This is a genomic window from Luteococcus struthionis, from assembly GCF_048595755.1.
Taxonomy (GTDB): Bacteria; Actinomycetota; Actinomycetes; order Propionibacteriales; family Propionibacteriaceae; genus Luteococcus.
In genome coordinates, this window is sequence record NZ_CP184360.1 from 2,773,870 (window position 1) to 2,790,611 (window position 16,742).

Annotated in this window: 13 protein-coding genes and 1 pseudogene; 8 read left to right on the top strand and 6 right to left on the bottom strand. The window is 68.8% G+C overall.

The window, feature by feature from the left end:
- Nucleotides 1-64: 64 nt before the first annotated feature.
- The gene (locus tag ACOAMO_RS12955; protein WP_420177043.1) at nucleotides 65-784 is read left to right on the top strand and encodes an ABC transporter permease; all 720 of its coding nucleotides are present in this window, start codon (nucleotides 65-67) and stop codon (nucleotides 782-784) included.
- A gap of 24 nt (nucleotides 785-808) precedes the next feature.
- Here ACOAMO_RS12955 and ACOAMO_RS12960 read toward each other — a convergent pair whose 3' ends face one another.
- From ACOAMO_RS12960 to dusB, 3 genes and pseudogenes are all read right to left on the bottom strand, one after another.
- Nucleotides 809-1,276, bottom strand: a complete 468-nt coding sequence (locus tag ACOAMO_RS12960; protein ID WP_420175165.1) for a hypothetical protein — start codon at nucleotides 1,274-1,276, stop codon at nucleotides 809-811.
- Nucleotides 1,277-1,402: 126 nt separating this feature from the next.
- On the bottom strand, nucleotides 1,403-2,470 hold the full coding sequence (locus ACOAMO_RS12965) for an HD domain-containing protein (protein WP_420177044.1): 1,068 nt from the start codon (nucleotides 2,468-2,470) through the stop codon (nucleotides 1,403-1,405).
- A gap of 113 nt (nucleotides 2,471-2,583) precedes the next feature.
- A pseudogene (gene dusB / locus ACOAMO_RS12970) lies at nucleotides 2,584-3,655 on the bottom strand (tRNA dihydrouridine synthase DusB).
- Nucleotides 3,656-3,913: 258 nt separating this feature from the next.
- Here dusB and ACOAMO_RS12975 point away from each other — a divergent pair.
- From ACOAMO_RS12975 to ACOAMO_RS12985, 3 genes are all read left to right on the top strand, one after another.
- Entirely contained in the window at nucleotides 3,914-4,267 is a 354-nt protein-coding gene (locus ACOAMO_RS12975) for a hypothetical protein (RefSeq protein ID WP_420175166.1), read from the top strand.
- A 125-nt stretch (nucleotides 4,268-4,392) separates the two neighbouring features.
- Complete coding sequence (locus ACOAMO_RS12980; RefSeq protein ID WP_420175167.1) at nucleotides 4,393-4,542, top strand: hypothetical protein; 150 nt, start codon at nucleotides 4,393-4,395, stop codon at nucleotides 4,540-4,542.
- Nucleotides 4,543-4,831: 289 nt separating this feature from the next.
- The gene (locus ACOAMO_RS12985; RefSeq protein ID WP_420175168.1) at nucleotides 4,832-10,339 is read left to right on the top strand and encodes a carboxyl transferase domain-containing protein; all 5,508 of its coding nucleotides are present in this window, start codon (nucleotides 4,832-4,834) and stop codon (nucleotides 10,337-10,339) included.
- A 95-nt stretch (nucleotides 10,340-10,434) separates the two neighbouring features.
- Here the strand turns inward: ACOAMO_RS12985 and ACOAMO_RS12990 are convergent, their stop codons facing one another.
- The 3 genes from ACOAMO_RS12990 to ACOAMO_RS13000 all read right to left on the bottom strand — a co-directional run bounded on the left by ACOAMO_RS12990 (nucleotide 10,435) and on the right by ACOAMO_RS13000 (nucleotide 13,459).
- Nucleotides 10,435-11,379 carry a DUF6454 family protein gene (locus ACOAMO_RS12990; RefSeq protein ID WP_420175169.1) on the bottom strand — a complete coding sequence of 315 codons (945 nt, stop codon included), beginning with the start codon at nucleotides 11,377-11,379 and terminating at the stop codon, nucleotides 10,435-10,437.
- A gap of 269 nt (nucleotides 11,380-11,648) precedes the next feature.
- Nucleotides 11,649-13,028, bottom strand: a complete 1,380-nt coding sequence (locus ACOAMO_RS12995) for a glycine--tRNA ligase (RefSeq protein ID WP_420175170.1) — start codon at nucleotides 13,026-13,028, stop codon at nucleotides 11,649-11,651.
- Between the two features lie 122 nt (nucleotides 13,029-13,150).
- Nucleotides 13,151-13,459: an antibiotic biosynthesis monooxygenase family protein gene (locus ACOAMO_RS13000; RefSeq protein ID WP_420175171.1), complete on the bottom strand. Its 309-nt coding sequence runs from the start codon at nucleotides 13,457-13,459 to the stop codon at nucleotides 13,151-13,153.
- A gap of 114 nt (nucleotides 13,460-13,573) precedes the next feature.
- Here ACOAMO_RS13000 and ACOAMO_RS13005 point away from each other — a divergent pair, with 114 nt between their 5' ends.
- Genes ACOAMO_RS13005 through ACOAMO_RS13020 form a run of 4 tightly spaced genes read left to right on the top strand, consistent with a single transcriptional unit; the run spans nucleotide 13,574 to nucleotide 16,739 of the window.
- Nucleotides 13,574-14,566: a metal ABC transporter substrate-binding protein gene (locus ACOAMO_RS13005; RefSeq protein ID WP_420175172.1), complete on the top strand. Its 993-nt coding sequence runs from the start codon at nucleotides 13,574-13,576 to the stop codon at nucleotides 14,564-14,566.
- Nucleotides 14,563-15,345, top strand: a complete 783-nt coding sequence (locus ACOAMO_RS13010; protein WP_420175173.1) for a metal ABC transporter ATP-binding protein — start codon at nucleotides 14,563-14,565, stop codon at nucleotides 15,343-15,345. Before ACOAMO_RS13005 ends, ACOAMO_RS13010 begins: the two co-directional genes overlap by 4 nt.
- 19 nt (nucleotides 15,346-15,364) lie before the next feature.
- The gene (locus ACOAMO_RS13015; protein ID WP_420177045.1) at nucleotides 15,365-16,318 is read left to right on the top strand and encodes a metal ABC transporter permease; all 954 of its coding nucleotides are present in this window, start codon (nucleotides 15,365-15,367) and stop codon (nucleotides 16,316-16,318) included.
- On the top strand, nucleotides 16,308-16,739 hold the full coding sequence (locus ACOAMO_RS13020) for a Fur family transcriptional regulator (protein WP_420175174.1): 432 nt from the start codon (nucleotides 16,308-16,310) through the stop codon (nucleotides 16,737-16,739). Before ACOAMO_RS13015 ends, ACOAMO_RS13020 begins: the two co-directional genes overlap by 11 nt.
- Nucleotides 16,740-16,742 lie beyond the last annotated feature (3 nt).

Consider the following 16,742-nt stretch of genomic DNA (forward strand, 5'->3'; position numbering starts at 1 on the left):
TGTATCGCCGTCCTAGACTTGCCCGGTGATCGTCGAACTCGCCTGGCAACTGCCCGTCGCCCTCATGCTGCTGGTGGGCGTGGCCGCAGCCGGCTCACTGTGGGGCAAGACCGGGCTGGCCACGCAGAATGTGGTGGCCGCCGTGCGCGCCGCCCTGCAGCTGGCGGCGGTCTCGTTGATCATCGTGGCCTGCCTGCGCAATGTGTGGCTGGCGTTGGCCTTCAGCCTGCTGATGTTCGCCGTCGCGGTGCGCACCACCGTCAAGCGCACCGGAACCGGTGGCGCGTGGCCCTGGACGGCGCTGGCGATGGGTTGTGGCGTCGTCCCGGTGCTGGCGATCATCTTCGGCACGGGCGCCTCGCCGTTCACCGGTGCAGCGCTGATTCCCCTGGCCGGCATCGTGATCGGCAACATGATGACAGCCCACACGTTGTTCGGACGACGACAGTTCGCGGCCCTGCGGGAGAACATTGCCAGCTATGAGTCGGCTCTCTCGCTGGGCTTCCAGCGGCACGAGGCGGTCGAACTGGTGACCCAGCGCACCGTGCAGGACGCGCTGGTTCCCAATCTGGACACCACCCGCACCGTGGGCCTGGTGACCTTGCCGGGCGCCTTCGTCGGCGTGCTGCTGGGTGGCGGTTCCGCCCTGCAGGCCGGGGCTGCCCAGCTCCTGGTGTTGGTGGGGATCATGGCAGGACAGACCCTGACCGTGGTGATCGCGAACAAGCTGATGCGCAGTGGTCGTCTGCTTCCGGCCGACCTCCGCGAGAGGCTGCGCCCCTGACCGCGCACGCGTCTCGCCGCTGGTTCAGTGGCCGGTGTCGGGAAGCTGGGCGGGCCGGCGTGATCCCCCGCCCTTGCCGACGGTGGCGTGGGTCACGTGGGCTTCGCCGACCGGTTGGCCATTGCTGAGGCAGGTGACCTCGGCTCGGTAGCGGTCGGCGGCCAGGCCCGACCCGATGCTGGCTGCCTGACGTACCCGCCCCGCGACGAAGGAGTGGACTTCCTTGGCGACCTCGCGGCCGCGGGAATCCTCCACCCGGTAGCGGACCTCGTCGAGGCCCTTGGTGTCATGGCAGGCCGCGGTGCTGATCCGCAGGCTGCCGTTGAAGGTCTCGGCATTCTCGATGGCCACGGCGCCACCGCGCTCCCGGTCTCCCGCAGAGGCTCCGGTGACCAGGCCACGAGCACCCTGCCACATGCCCACCAGGACGCAGATGAGCAGCACGATCACGATCGTCGGATCGGACTTGGTCCGCTTCGGTCCCTGTGCCATCGTGCCTCCCCTCGAACTGGCGCCACAGGCGGCGACATGCGCCGCGCCCTGTCACGAGCCGCGCACTGTCACGATAGGGGCGGCACCGCCTCAGTGCACCTGCAACCTTGAGCGGTGGTTGACGGTTCAGGCGCCCCGGCCGATGCCCCGCGGCAGCCGGTCCTTGCTCCATCCGAGCAGGTGCTCGGCCTGCTCGAAGGCAAAACGGTCGGTCATGCCACCCACATAGGTGACCGCCCCGCGGGTGATGTCGTCCCACCGGTAGTCGGCTGGCATCAGTTCGGGGGCTTCGACGTAGCGTTCCACCAGCCCGCGCAGCACCTCGACCACGGCGTGGGCCTGTGCCACCGAGTCGGGGCGGGTGTAGATGCGCTCGTAGTTGAAGCGTCGAAGCGCCGCCAGGGCCGCGGCGGTGTCCGCATCCATGCCGACCCGGCCGGTGGCATTGGTGGTGCGGATCACGGCACGGATGAAGGTGCCCAGCTGGGCCCGCCGCCCCACCCCGGCGATGGCCGCCACTTCCTCGGGCAGGTCGTCCAGGGTGACGATGCCGGCGTGGATGGCGTCCTCCAGGTCGTGGGCGCAGTAGGCGATGCGGTCGCTCCAACTGACGATCTCACCCTCGATGGTGCCCGGCGCGGGCCTGCTCCACGAGTGGTTCCGGATGCCGTCCAGGGTCTGCTGGCACAGGTTCAGGCCGGTGAGCACGACATTGGCGCCCCACGGGCCATGGTCGTAGCCCTCGGGGATGAAGGCGTCGAAGGCGTCCTCGGAGGCGTGGCCACCGGGCCCGTGGCCACAGTCGTGGCCGAGCGCGATGGCGTCGGCCAGCGCCACGTTGGCGCCGACGCCCCGGGCGATGCTGGTGGCCACCTGCGCCACCTCGATCGCATGGGTCAGGCGGGTGCGCTGGTGGTCGGTCGGGTAGACCACCACCTGGGTCTTGCCCGCGAGTCGGCGAAAGGCCGGTGAGTGCACGATCCGGTCACGGTCTCGCTCGAAGCAGGTGCGTTCGGAGTCGGGCTCTTCCTCCACGGCCCTGTCCCCCGCCCCGCGCGCCAGCGTGGCCCCGCGACGCAGGGTGAGGGCCTCCCGCTCCTCGCGCGCCTCCCGACCGAGCACCGGTCCGGGCTCCATGGCCGCGTGCGAATCGCGATGGGCCTGGACGAAGTCGTCCCCGGCATGGCCATGCATGGTGTCGGCCCATGCCGCTGCTCGAGGCATGATCTCGGGCTGCGCTGCCTCGGTGGCCGAGCCTGTCGAGGCCCCGGGGGCCGTCGCGGAGAGGTCGTCGGTGCACATGGGTCCTAGCCTCCTGAACCTGCGGCGTCGTCGTCGGAGAGTTGCAGCTCACGGCCGTCGGTGTCGTCGTACCAGCCGTAGGGAAGGATCACCTTGGCCCGCGGGGTGCCCTGGCGGCCGCGGGGCTTGCCGAGCTCCATCTCGGGGAAGGGTGCGTCGTGGTCGAGCTGGGCGAGCAGGGAGTCGAAGGTCTCGAAGTCGCTGATCATCGCCAGCTGGTGGCGCAACTCGCCACCCACCGGGAAGCCCTTGAAGTACCAGGCCATGTGCTTGCGCAGATCGGTCAGGCCGTACTTCTCGCCCATGACCTCGGCGAGCAGTTCGCCGTGGCGACGCACCATCGCGGCCACCTCGCCCAGGGTGGGCTTGTGCTGCGTCTGGCGTCCGGCGAAGGCGTCGGCGAGGTCGCGGAAGAGCCACGGGCGACCCAGGCAACCACGGCCTACCTCGACTCCAGCCGCGCCGGTCTGCTCCATCATCCGCATGGCGTCGCTGGCCTCCCAGAATGTCGCCGTTGCCCAGCACCGGGATGTCGACGTGCTCCACCAGGCGCGCGATGGCGTCCCAGTCGGCCTGCCCCGAGTAGGCCTCGCCGACGGTGCGGGCGTGCAGGCAGATGGCGGCCACACCTTCCTGCTGGGCGATGCGTCCGGCGTCGAGGTAGTAGAGGTGGTCGTCGTCGATGCCCTTGCGGGTCTTCATGGTCACCGGCACGCCGTAGCTGTCGGCGGCCTTCACCACGGCCCGCAGGATGGCGCGGAAGCGGTCCTGCTTCCACGGCAGGGCCCCACCGCCGCCCTTGCGGGTCACCTTGGGGACCGGGCAGCCGAAGTTCAGGTCGACGTGGTTGACGCCGTACTGGTCGCACAGCACATGGGTGGCCCGGGCGACGGTCTCCGGGTCGACCCCGTAGGTCTGCACGCTGCGGACCGTCTCATTGGGGGCAAAGCCCAGCATCTGCTTGGTCTTGCGATCCTGGATGACGATGCCGCGGCTGGTGAGCATCTCGCACACATACAGGCCCGCGCCCTGCTCGGCGCACAGCTGCCGGTAGGCGCGGTTGGTGATGCCGGCCATCGGGGCCAGCACCACGGGCGTGTCGACGACGACGGCATCGGTCTTGCTGGGTGCCGACAGACGAAGGGGCGGGTAGACGCTCACGAACTCACTTCCAGGATCTGCTGCGCCGACGGTCTGCCGCCGGCCGGACCAACTGTAGTTGTGGCCGCCGACAAAACCGCATCGCCTTGGGCGGGATCACAGCCAGACCGTGGTCTGACAAGCCCGGACCGATGGGCCGATCTCTTCAGGGCCGCCACCTCCTAGATTTGGTCCATGACCCGACGCTGCGTGCCCCTGCTTGGTTTTGTCGGCATCGCCCTGCTGGCCGTGTGGTCCGTGGTGCAGAACCTGGTGCTCAATCCCCTGGCCACCGCACCGGAGCGGACGTTGTCCCAGGTCCACGCCGACGTCGCCGCAGCGGGTGAGTCCCTGGACGTCCCGATCGTGGTCGGATCGTCGGGCTGGGAGTCCTGCTCGCACTGGCACTGCTGGTTGCCAGCCTGCGCCGTCAGTGTCCAGATCCTCGATCCGATGCCGTCGGCTTCCTCATACTCGGAGTCCTGGCCGCGCCGGCACATTGGCTGGCCTCCTTTGGCCCGGGCATCGCCCTGGCTGACACCTATGTGACCAGCGGTGGCACCCATTCCCCGTGGGGCTGGCCCATCTACCTCGTCAGCGGTGGGTGCCTCGTCGCCCTTGCAGCACTGGCGCTGCACGACCCCGCCTGACCCACCGTTGGGTGGGGCACTGTGATGGCCAAGGAAGACGACGGTGGCGAGCCATCCGAGCCGCTTGTTTCCGTCCACGAGAGGTCACCACCCGAGCCGGTCGAGGACAACGTGCGCGGTGGACTGCGCACGTCGCAGGAACTGGTGCACCCGCTGCAGCACGTGCCCCGGTGAGTCCCACGTGCGCAGATGACTGCGCACGTCGAAGTGACGGGAGGCCTCGACAGGCTCGGCCGTCGGAAGTGGAGCTGGGCCGTTGGATGTGGAGGTCGGCCAGCGGGGTGCGCAGCTTCGGCCGTCGGGGTGGGGAGCTACGCCGTCGGGCGAGGACCGCAGAGGGCGCGCTTTGTAGGAATCCCACCAAGGATCCGGGGCTGACTCTGCGCAAATCCTTCCCGCATTGTGGCTGGCCACAGGACTAGCGTCGCCATGTTCGCATTTCCGGATCCGAAGGACGACGCGCATGAGCACCACCCCCACGATCACCCGCCTGGCCGTCATCAACCGCGGCGAGGCCGCGATGCGCCTGATCCACGCGGTGCGGGAGCTCAACGCCGAGCACCCCCAGCAGCCCGCCATCGAGGTGATCGCGCTGCACACCACGGGCGAGGCCAACGCCATGTTCGTGCGGGAGTCCGACGTCGCCTTCGACCTGGGGCCGGCCAGCGCCCGCCCCTACATCGACATGGCGAAGCTGGAACAGGCACTCGTCGCCACCCGCGCCGACGCCGCCTGGGTGGGCTGGGGCTTCGTCGCGGAGGACCCCGCCTTCGCGGACCTGTGCGCCAAGCTGGGCATCACCTTCGTCGGCCCCAGCGCCGAGGCCATGCGCCAGCTCGGCGACAAGATCGGCTCCAAGCTCATCGCCGAGGAGGTCGGCGTCCCCGTCGCCCCCTGGAGCCAGGGCTCGGTCGACAGCCTCGACGACGCGCTGGCCGTCGCCAACCGGATCGGCTACCCGCTGATGCTCAAGGCCACCGCCGGTGGTGGCGGCCGAGGCATCCAGAAGGTCACCACCGACGCCGACCTCACCGACGTCTTCGACCGCACCCGTGGCGAGGCCGAACGGGCCTTCGGCTCCGGCACCGTCTTCCTCGAGAGCCTGGTCACCGGCGCCCGCCACGTCGAGGTGCAGGTGATCAGCGACGGCGAGACCGCCTGGGCCCTGGGCGTGCGTGACTGCTCCGTGCAGCGCCGCAACCAGAAGGTGATCGAGGAGTCCGCCTCTCCCCTGCTCTCGCCCGAAAAGGTCGCCGAGGTCAAGGCCAGTGCCGAACGCCTCGCCGTGCGCGTCGGCTACCGCGGCGCCTGCACCGTGGAGTTCCTCTACCAGCCCGAACAGGAGCTGTTCGCCTTCCTGGAGGTCAACACCCGCCTGCAGGTGGAGCACCCCATCACCGAGGTCACCACCCGCACCGACCTGGTCAAGCTCCAACTGCACGTCGCACAGGGCGGCAAGCTCGCGGGCGACAAGCCCGACGAGATCGGCCACGCCATCGAGGCCCGCCTCAATGCCGAGGACCCCGACCGCGACTTCGCCCCCGCCCCGGGCCACATCCAGCACCTCGTGCTGCCCCAGGGCCCCGGCATTCGTGTCGACACCGGCGTCGAGGCCGGCGACACCATCCCCGCCGACTTCGACTCCATGATCGCCAAGGTGATCGCCTATGGAGCGACCCGCGAGGAAGCCCTGGGCCGCCTGCGCCGCGCCATGGCCGACACCCAGGTGGTCATCGACGGCGGCACCACCAACAAGTCCTTCATCCTCGAACTGCTCGACCAGCCCGCCGTCGTCGACGGGACCGGCCCCGACGGCTGGGCCGACACCGGCTGGATCGACCGGACCCGCGCCAACGGTGGCCTGCAGCGCAGCCCCCATTCCGGCGCAGCGCTGGTCGTCGCAGGCATCGAGGCCTACCTGGCCGCCGAAGAGGTGGAGCGTGCCCGCTTCTTGGACACCGCCCGTCGCGGCCGCCCGCTGGCCAACCACGAGCTGGGCCGCCCGATGGAGCTGAAGCTGCGCGGCACCACGCACAGCGTCCGGGTGCTCCGGATGGGCCCGCACGAGTTCGAGGTCGCCCTCGGCAGCGCAGGTGCCGCCACCACCGTGGTCGCCCAGTTCACCCGACAGGACGAGTTCACCGCACGCCTGGTCATCGGTGAACGCACCCATCGCGTGCTGCTCGGCACCCCCGGCCCGGTGCAGACGATCGAGGTCGACGGGCAGACCCACCGCGTCAGCCGCGACGAGGGTGGCGTGCTGCGCAGCCAGGCCCCCGCCCTGGTCGTCGCCACCCCCGTCCAGGAGGGCGACGAGGTGGCGGCCGGCGACCGCGTGCTGGTGCTCGAGTCGATGAAGATGGAGACCATCATCGCCGCCCCCTTCGCCGCTCGGGTGAAGGAGATCGCCGTGCGCGCCGGAACCCAGGTGGAGACGGGCGCGCCGCTGGCCCGACTGGAGCCGCTGGACGACGGTTCGACGACCGGCCCAGAGATCCCCGAGGTGGCGCTGGACCTGCCCGACGATGCCGCGGCGGTGAGCAGCCCCGAGGCCGCCCGCACCGCGCTGCGACAGGTGGTCCTGGGCTTCGACACCGACCCGGAGGATCCGGGCCTGCCGCTTCGTCGCTACCTGGAACTGCGCCAGTACGATCCCGACGCAGTGGACGCCGAGGCACGCCTGTTGGACGTCTTCTCCGACGTCGTCGAGCTGCATCGCAACCAGCCCGACCGTGCCCACACCGACGATGCCCCCGCCCGCACGGCCGATCGCGTGCACACCACCCGCGAGTTCTTCCAGCGCTACCTGCACAGCCTCGACGTGGAGCGCGAACAGCTGCCGGAGAGCTTCGCCAACCGACTCTCCACGGTGATGACCCACTACGGCGTCGACGCCCTCGACCACTCCCCGGAACTGGAGGAGGCCGTCTTCCGGCTCTTCCTGCTGCAGCAGCGCTGGGCCCCCGCCCTGCAGGTGGTCACCGGGATCCTGCAGCAGTGGGCCGCCATGGATCGTCCCCGCCAGGCCGGCCAGCCCACCCGCGCGGTGCTCGACCGCCTGGTGCTGGCCACCCAGCGTCGCTTCCCCCGCGTCGGCGACCTGGCTCGCACGATCCGCTTCCGTTGGTTCGACAAGCCCGCGCTGGACGCCCAGCAGGCCACCGCGCTGGCCCAGGTGCCGGAGCTGCTGGCCCACCTGCAGGCGCTCCCCGAGGGAGCGACCCGCGAGGCGGTGGCCGAGGAGCTCGTCGCCGCCCCCGATCGGCTGGTGGGCTTCCTGGGCGTCGACCCGGCCCGCCGCGCCACTGCCGAGGAGCCACTGCTGGGCATCCTGGCGCAGCGCCACTACCGCGGGCAGCACCTGACCAATCTCACCGAGACCACCGTCGGCGGGCACGGCGTGGCCACGGCCGACTACGTGATCGACGATCAACCGACCCGGCTTGTCTCGGCCATCGGCAGCTACGACGAGTTCACCGCAGGTACGGGGCTGGTCGACCAGCTCACCTCGCTTGTGGCCGAGCGCGACGAGCACCAGGACGGCGTCGTCGACCTGTACCTGACCGCCGAGCAGGCACCTTCGGGTGACCAGCTGGCCGACGAGGTGATCGCCCGCGCCTCACGGCTGGGCTTCGTCGCGGAACTGCGTCGCCTGGTGGTGTGCGTGCTCCCGCTGGGCGACGGCAGGGTGGAGTACCTCACGCTTCGCCCGGGCCCCGACGGCCTGGTCGAGGACCGCATCCAGCGTGGTCACCACCCGATGGTGGGCCGGCAGCTGAACCTGTGGCGCCTGGAGAACTTCGACCTGGAACGCCTCGACGCGCCCGGCACCACGGTCTTGCTGAAGGCCGTCGCCAAGACCAATGCCGACGACGCCCGTCTGGTGGCCCTGGCGCAGGTGCGCCGCCTCAGCATCCTGCGCGACGAGGACGGCACCGTCACTGGCATGCCCCACCTGGAACGTGCTCTGATCAACGCCACCGACGCGATCCGTCGCGCCCGGGCCGGTGCCCGCAAGGGGGAACTGGACCACAACCACGTCTGGATCCACATCTGGGGCGAGCACGACGTCGACCTGCGCAACCTCGGCCACCTGGAGCGCACGCTGGCACCGCTGACCGCCGACGCCGGCATCACCGAGGTCCGGATCCAGGCCACCGTCACCCGCACCCCGGGCACCGCCCCGGTGCCCACCGTGGTGCGCTTCAGCCTGCAGCCCGGTTTCGGTGTCCGCTTCCAGATCCAGGACCCGGCCACCGAACCATTGGCCCCGGTCAGCGCCTACGACGAGAAGGTGCTGCGCGCCCGTCGTCGCGGTCTGGTCTACCCCTACGAACTGTTCGGCCTGGTCGCCAGCTCCCGCGGCAGGGCCGTCGAACTCGACCTGGACGAGGCCGGCAACCTGGTGCCCGTCGAGCGCGAGCACGGATTGAACACGGCAGGGATCATCGTCGCCGACGTGTCCACCCCCACCGCGATCCACCCCGAGGGTGTGCGACGCATCGTGCTGTTCGGCGACCCGCTCAAGTCGCTCGGCTCGATCGGTGGCGCGGAGGCTGACCGGATCGTCGCCGCGATCGACCTGGCCGAGCGCGAGCAACTGCCCGTCGACTGGTTCACCCTCTCCTCCGGGGCTCGAATCTCGATGGATTCGGGCACCGAGAACATGGACGCCGTGGCCCACGCGCTGCGCCGGATCGTGAACTTCACCCAGGACGGCGGCGAGATCAATGTCATCGTCGCGGGCATCAATGTGGGCGCCCAGCCCTACTGGAATGCCGAGGCCACCATGCTGATGCACACCAAGGGCATCCTGGTGATGACCCCGGACAGCGCCATGGTGCTGACCGGCAAGCAGTCGCTGGACTTCTCCGGCGGTGTCTCGGCCGAGGACAACCATGGCATCGGCGGCTATGACCGCATCATGGGCCCCAATGGCCAGGCGCAGTACTGGGCCAGCGACCTGGCCGGCGCGCAGCAGATCCTGATGCGCCACTACGAGCACTGCTACGTCGCCCCCGGTGAGGCACGTCCGCGTGAGATCCCCACCCAGGACGCCGACGGCCGTGACGTCGGCGCCACCCCGCACTCCTGCGAGGGCAGCGACTTCGCCACCGTGGCCGAGATCTTCAGCGCCGACAAGAACCCCGAACGCAAGAAGCCCTTCGACATCCGCACCGTGATGCGCGCCGTGGCCGACAATGACCACGAACCGCTGGAGCGCTGGGCCGGCATGGCCGACGCCGACACCTCGGTGGTCTTCGACACCACGATGGGCGGGCTGCCCATCACCCTGATCGGCATCGAGTCCAAGCCCACGCCGCGCCCCGGCTACCTGCCGGCCGACGGCCCCGACAGCTTCACCGGCGGCACGCTGTTCCCGCGTTCCTCCAAGAAGACAGCGCGCGCGATCAACGCCGCCTCCGGAAACCGACCGCTCGTGGTGCTGGCCAACCTGTCCGGCTTCGACGGCTCCCCGGAGTCGATGCGCAACCTGCAGCTGGAGTACGGCGCCGAGATCGGACGGGCCATGGTCAACTTCGACGGCCCGATCGTCTTCGTCGTGATCAGCCGCTACCACGGCGGTGCCTTCGTCGTCTTCTCCAAGGCGCTCAACGAGAACATGACCGTGCTCGCGTTGGAGGGCTCCTACGCGTCGGTGATCGGCGGCGCCCCGGCCGCAGCAGTGGTCTTCAGCCGCGAGGTGGGCAAGCGCGTCGAGGCCGATCCTCGTCTGGTGGAGCTCAAGGCTCACATCGAACAGGCCGACGAGGCAGGCAAGGTGCCGCTGCAGGCCGAGCTCGCCGACCTGCGCGAGACGGTGCGGGCCGAGATGATCTCCACCGTCGCCGGGGAGTTCGACGCCATCCACAATGTGCACCGCGCCGTCGAGGTCGGTTCCATCGACGAGGTGGTCAGCGTCGCCACGCTGCGTCCGCGGATCATCGAGATCCTGCGCGCTGCGCGCTGATACTCGCGGTCCCTGCCGCAAACAGAGAGCTGGCGGGCCTTCATTGCCGTTATGGCAGTGAGGGCCCGCCAGCTCTCTGTTTGCGGCGGTCAGTCTCAGATCTGGGTGGTGTGGACCAGCAGTTCGGAGCCCTCTTCACCATCGTCGGGGGCCGAGAACATCGTCAGCGTCGATCCCTTCGCCTGGAAGGCGACCGGATTGCGGGTCACGACGTGCCCATTGTTGCTGTACACCTGCACGGGCACCTCGTTGATGAGGCTGCCGGAGCGGATGTCCAGCAGCGCGACACCACCCAGCTCGAAGGCCTTGCCGTCGGCATCCTTGAGCCCGGTGATGCCGGTGCAGATCATCGTGCCGGCTCCGGAATACTCGCAATCCTGGTAGTCGACCATCGCGCTGGGATTGCGTTGCTCGTCGACCAGTCGCCCAGTGCGCTTCTTGAAGGTGAGGAATTCGCGGCTGCCCCAGGTGACGGCGGCGATCTTCTTGGCGCGGCGATCGTGCACGACGCCACCGACGTGGTCGTCTGCGCGGAAGGCCTCCCGCACCTGGTAGGTGCGCGGGTCGATCGTGTAGACCACGGCCTTGCTGTACGGGCGGTACTCGGCGACCGGAACCCAGACGCGCTTGCCGTCGAAGTCGATGCCGCCGGGGTGGTGCATGTCGCCCTCGCCGACGACGATGTCCTTGACCAGCTCTCCGTCACGCGTGACGACGAAGACGTGGCCGCGTCCCTTGCCGGGGCTTCGGTCCATGCCGTCGACGGGCTTGGGGTACTTGGTGGTGGGCTCGATGATCTCGACGCTGGAGATCCAGATGTGCTCGCCGACCAGGCTCATGCCTTGCATGTGGAAGGTGTCGAACTTCAGGTCGATGCTCTTCTCGAGCTCCCAGGCATTGCTGCGGGTGAGCTTCTTCACCGCGGCCGCCTCTCGGTCCAGGCGGCCACGTCCTTCCGCGACGGGGCTGGCGGCGGCGAGGGAGGTCAGTGCGAGGGCGGCCGTGAGAACGGTGGCCGCACCACGTCGCATGGGGTTCATGGCGTACTCCTGAGGGTGGTACCAGTGGGGTACTCCCGACCCTAGGAATCCCGCGTGTGCGGACGGCATACGCGAGCTTGCGAGTGCGTGAAATCGCTGCCCGTCCCCGTCGCGCTGCGGACCGCAGCGGAAATGACGACGGTGCCGCACCCACGTGGGGTGCGGCACCGTTCTCCCCTCGACAGGCTCGGGGACCGAAGCTGGGCTCGAGGACCGAAGCTGGGCTCCGGAACCGAGCTGGAGCCAGCGTCCGGGGCTCAGCGCGGCGGTCAGCAGCCGATCAGGCGCTGGGCGAGGTATCCCTCCACCTGGTCGAGGGCGACGCGCTCCTGCTGCATGCTGTCACGCTCACGGATGGTGACCGCGTTGTCCTCGAGGGTGTCGAAGTCGACCGTGATGCAGTACGGGGTGCCGATCTCGTCCTGGCGGCGGTAGCGCTTGCCGATGGCCTGGGCGTCGTCGAAGTCGACATTCCAGTTCTTGCGCAGCTGGGCGGCCAGGTCCCGTGCCTTCGGCGACAGGGCCTCGTTGCGGCTCAGCGGCAGCACGGCGGCCTTCACCGGAGCCAGACGGTGGTCGAGCTTCAGCACGGTGCGCTTGTCGACGCCACCCTTGGTGTTGGGGGCCTCGTCCTCGGTGTAGGCCTCCACCATGAAGGCCATCAGCGAGCGGGTCAGGCCGGCCGAGGGCTCGATCACGTACGGGATGTACTTCTCGCCCGCAGCCTGGTCGAAGTAGCTCAGGTCGACGCCCGAGTGCTCCGAGTGGGTCTTCAGGTCGAAGTCGGTGCGGTTGGCGATGCCCTCCAACTCACCCCAGTCACTGCCCGCGAAACCGAACTTGTACTCGATGTCGACGGTGCGCTTGGAATAGTGCGAGAGCTTCTCCTGCGGGTGCTCGTAGTGGCGCAGGTTGTCCCGGCTGATGCCCAGATCGGTGTACCAGTCGGTGCGGGCATCGATCCAGTACTGGTGCCACTGTTCGTCGTCACCGGGCTTGACGAAGAACTCCAGCTCCATCTGCTCGAACTCACGGGTGCGGAAGATGAAGTTGCCGGGGGTGATCTCGTTGCGGAAGCTCTTGCCCACCTGCGCGATGCCGAAGGGCGGCTTGCGACGGCTGGTCTGCACCACGTTCTTGAAGTTCACGAAGATGCCCTGCGCGGTCTCCGGACGCATGTAGTGCAGGCCCGACTCGTCCTCGAGGACGCCCAGGTAGGTCTTGAGCATCATGTTGAAGTCGCGCGGCTCGGTCCACTGGCCCTTGTTGCCACAGTTGGGGCAGTTGAGTTCTGCCTGGCTCTCGGGCATCCGGCCGTGCTTGGCCTCGAAGTCCTCTTCCAGGTGGTCGGCGCGGAAACGCTTGTGGCAGCTCAGGCACTCGGTCAGCGGGTCGGTGAAGACGCCGACGTGACCGGAGGCCACCCACACCTGCTTGGGCAGGATGATCGAGCTGTCCAGACCCGCGACGTCGTCGCGGCCGGTGACCATGTAGCGCCACCACTGCTTCTTGATGTTCTCCTTGAGCTCCACGCCCAGGGGTCCGTAGTCCCAGGCGGCGCGCGTGCCGCCGTAGATCTCGCCACACGGGAAGACGAATCCCCGTCGCTTGCACAGGCTGATGACGTTGTCGAGTGTGCTCGGTGCCACTTCTACTCCATGTCCTCAATGGTCCCGGCGCCTGGATGACGTCGGGTTCTCGCGCAGCACCGCCAAGGCGGAGCCAGTATCGCTGCCGACACCATATCGGCTGCAGCGCAGACAGGGCGCCATCACGCCATGCGTGGCACGTTGCTCCCCACTTCCTCGGCCGTGTCATAGGCGCTGGGTTCATCGATGGACAGGCTGAGCAGCGGGACGATGGTCATCTTCGACTCATACCCGCCCAGGGCCCGCCGGTAGCTGCCGACATTCTCCCACCGTGTCACCAGGCTCCACAGGTCCTGGTCGTCGAGGTTCTGCACCAGGTCGATGGACAGCAGCCCCGGCTTGGTCTCGAAGAGCTGGACGGCCGCGTCGGCCTGGGCACGGAAGGCCGACTGGCTGGCGGCGGGGACTCGGAAACGGTTGATGACGATCACGCGACGAGCCTAGACGTCGGCCGACACACGGCCTACTGCACCCGCGTCCAGCGCCGGAATCCACCACCGGGACCAATTTGCAAATGATTCTCATTTGGGTTGATAATCGCTGCCGTGAAAGCACCACTTCGTCAACTGACCGCGGCCGTCGCCTGTGGCGCGCTGCTGTCCACCGCAGCCTGTTCCTCCACCGACTCCCCCGCCTCCGACGATGATCGGTTCACCGTCGTGACCGCCTTCTACCCGCTGCAGTTCGTGGCCGAGCGCGTCGCCGGTGAGGACGCCGAGGTGGTCAGCCTCACCAATCCCGGGGCCGATGCCCACAGCGTCGAACTGACCCCGCGGCAGGTGGCCTCGCTGTCCGAGGCCGATCTGGTGATCTACGTGAAGGGCTTCTCGTCCTCGATCGACAAGGCCATCGAAGTGGCCCAGCCCAGCAATGTCATCGACGCGATGACGCTGGTGGAACCGCTGCAGGCCCATGACGACCATGAGGACGAGACCCCCGAGGAGCACGCCCAGCATGCCGACGAAGAGGAGCATGCCGAGGAGGGGGAACATGCCGAAGGGGACCACGACCACGGCGCCAACGATCCCCACATCTGGCTCGACCCCACCAACATGGTCAAGATCACCCAGGCCGTTGCGGATCAGTTGGCCGAGCAGACCCCGGAGCAGGCCGAGCCCCTCAAGGCCAAGGCCACGCAGCTGACCAAGGAACTGACCCAGCTGGACCAGTCCTTCACGCAGGGTCTGGCCTCGTGCCAGCGCAAGGAGATCGTCGTCTCGCACGAGGCCTTCGGCTACCTGACCCACGCCTACGGGCTGGAGCAGATCGGCATCGCCGGCATCTCCACCGAGGACGAACCCTCGCCCTCGCGCATCGCCGAGATCCAGCAAGTGGCCAAGAAGCACAAGATCACCACGATCTTCTACGAGACCCAGGCCTCACCGGCCCATTCGAAGGCCATCGCCAAGGACCTCGGGCTCAAGACCGCAGTGCTGGACCCCGCCACCACACTGACCAGCGAGTCCAAGGGAAAGGACTACCTGGAAGTGATGCGGGCGAACCTGTCCGCCCTCAAGACCGCGAATGGATGCCAGTGAACGACTCCCCCACCCCCCTGCTGCAGGGGCGCAACCTGGTGGTGGCCCTGCACGGACACGAGATCCTGCACGGCGTCGACGCCCACGTGATGCCCGGTGAGACGGTCGCCCTGCTGGGTGGCAACGGCTCCGGCAAGACGACGCTGGTCCGCACCCTGCTGGGCCTCAATCCCACGCTGCAGGGCACCCGAGAGGTCTTCGGCAAGCCCCTGCGATCCTTCCGCCAGTGGCAACGCGTGGGCTACGTGCCCCAGCGCGGCAACCTGCAGTTGGCCAATGCCACCGTGCGCGAGGTGGTCAGCACCGGTCGCCTCGGCCATCGTCCGCCCTTCGTCCCCATGCGACGGGCAGACCGTGAGGCGGTCGACCAGGCCTTGGAGAAGGTCAGGCTGACAGAGCTGCAGCCCTTGCCCTTCCTGCGCATGTCGGGAGGCCAGCAGCAGCGGGCGCTGATTGCGCGTGCCCTGTGCACCCGCCCCGAGCTGATGGTGCTCGACGAGCCGCTGGCCGGCCTGGACACCAGCTCGCAGCGCACGCTGTCCGCGGTGCTCACCGAGCTCAAGCAGGACGGTCTGGGCATCCTGGTCGTGCTGCACGACCTGGGGCCCTTGGCCGAGCTGATCGACCGCGCCATCGTGCTGCGCGACGGACAGGTCATCCACGACGGCCAGCTGCTGCCCGGCACCGGGGTGCCACCAGTGACGATCCGGCCGGAACGCTACAACCCGATGCGGCTGGGCGATCCCCTGCCCGGGGGACGGAGGCACCGCGGTGCTTGAGATCTTCTCCGCAGAATTCATGCAGCGAGCCATCATCGCTGCCTTCCTGTCCGGGCTGATGTCGCCCGCGATCGGCACCTACATCGTGCAACGTCGTCTCAGCCTGCTGGGCGACGGCCTGGGCCACGTCGCCGTCGCCGGTGTGGGGCTGAGCTTCCTCACCGGAACCGCTCCCCTGCCGCTGGCCATCATCGTCTGCGTCGCCGGCGCGGTGGTCGTGGAGCTGCTGCGCCAGCAGGGGCGCGCCACCGGCGACGTCGGGCTGGCCGTGCTCTTCTACGGCGGTCTGGCCTCCGGTGTGATGATGGCCGGGCTGGGTGGGCAGGGCGCCGGCGCCCTGTCACAGTTCCTGTTCGGCTCGCTCACCTCGATCAGCGACTCCGACGTGCGCACCGTCACGGTGCTGGCGGTGGTGGTGCTGCTGCTGTGCGTCGGCCTGTGGCCGCGCCTGTTCGCGGTGTGCGCCGACGAGGACTTCGCCCAGATCCTGGGGCTTCGCGTGCGCTGGTTGAACCTGTTGGTGGTGGTGCTGGCCGCCATCACCGTCACCATGAGCATGCGCACCGTGGGCCTGCTGCTGGTCAGCGCGATGATGGTGATCCCGGTGGCCACGGCACAGAACCTGTTCGTCAGCTTCCGCAACAGCCTGCTGGGAGCCATGGCCATCGGAGCGATCGTCGCTTTCAGCGGCACGGTGGGCTCCTACTACTGGGACACGGCCTCGGGAGCCACCATCGTGGTGTGCGCCATCGTGGTCTTCCTGGCCACCTGGCCGCTGACCTCGATGATCCACCGCCACCAGGCGGCCAGCGCCCGCGACGAATGGCTCGACGACCCCGACCACGTGGTCTGTGAGGAGCCACCCCACACCCACTCACTGGACCATGTGGCCGTGCAGCATGGTGACCACGTCGACTACCTGCACGACGGCCACCGGCACGCACCCCACGGAGACCACTTCGATGAGCACTGACGACAAGACGCGTACCGAAATGGGAAGCGCGCGGCCCCCCGCCCCGCAGCGGGTGACTCGGCAGCGTCTGGCGATCCGCTCGCTGCTCGACGAGGTGGACGGCTTCCGCAGCGCGCAGCAGCTGCACGAGCTGCTGCGCCAGGGTGGCGACCAGGTGGGCCTGGCCACCGTCTACCGCACCCTGCAGGCCATGTTCGAGGCCGGCGAGGTGGACGGGATCCGCACCGATGAGGGCGAGATGGTCTACCGGCAGTGCGAGGACGACGGACACCACCATCACCTGGTCTGCCGCAGCTGCGGACGCACCGTCGAGATCAGCGCGCAGGTGGTTGAGCACTGGGCCGCCCAGGTGGCCGCCCAGCACAACTTCCGTGACGCGGGCCACGAGATCGAGCTCTTCGGCCTCTGCTCGGACTGCTGAACA

Bases quoted from the DNA above. Each gene is read 5' to 3' on its own strand.
- ACOAMO_RS12955 (WP_420177043.1), top strand. From the start codon at position 65: ATGCTGCTGGTGGGCGTGGCCGCAGCCGGCTCACTGTGGGGCAAGACC.
- ACOAMO_RS12960 (WP_420175165.1), bottom strand. From the start codon at position 1,276: ATGGCACAGGGACCGAAGCGGACCAAGTCCGATCCGACGATCGTGATC.
- ACOAMO_RS12965 (WP_420177044.1), bottom strand. From the start codon at position 2,470: ATGCATGGCCATGCCGGGGACGACTTCGTCCAGGCCCATCGCGATTCG.
- ACOAMO_RS12975 (WP_420175166.1), top strand. From the start codon at position 3,914: ATGACCCGACGCTGCGTGCCCCTGCTTGGTTTTGTCGGCATCGCCCTG.
- ACOAMO_RS12980 (WP_420175167.1), top strand. From the start codon at position 4,393: ATGGCCAAGGAAGACGACGGTGGCGAGCCATCCGAGCCGCTTGTTTCC.
- ACOAMO_RS12985 (WP_420175168.1), top strand. From the start codon at position 4,832: ATGAGCACCACCCCCACGATCACCCGCCTGGCCGTCATCAACCGCGGC.
- ACOAMO_RS12990 (WP_420175169.1), bottom strand. From the start codon at position 11,379: ATGAACCCCATGCGACGTGGTGCGGCCACCGTTCTCACGGCCGCCCTC.
- ACOAMO_RS13015 (WP_420177045.1), top strand. From the start codon at position 15,365: ATGCAGCGAGCCATCATCGCTGCCTTCCTGTCCGGGCTGATGTCGCCC.
- ACOAMO_RS13020 (WP_420175174.1), top strand. From the start codon at position 16,308: ATGAGCACTGACGACAAGACGCGTACCGAAATGGGAAGCGCGCGGCCC.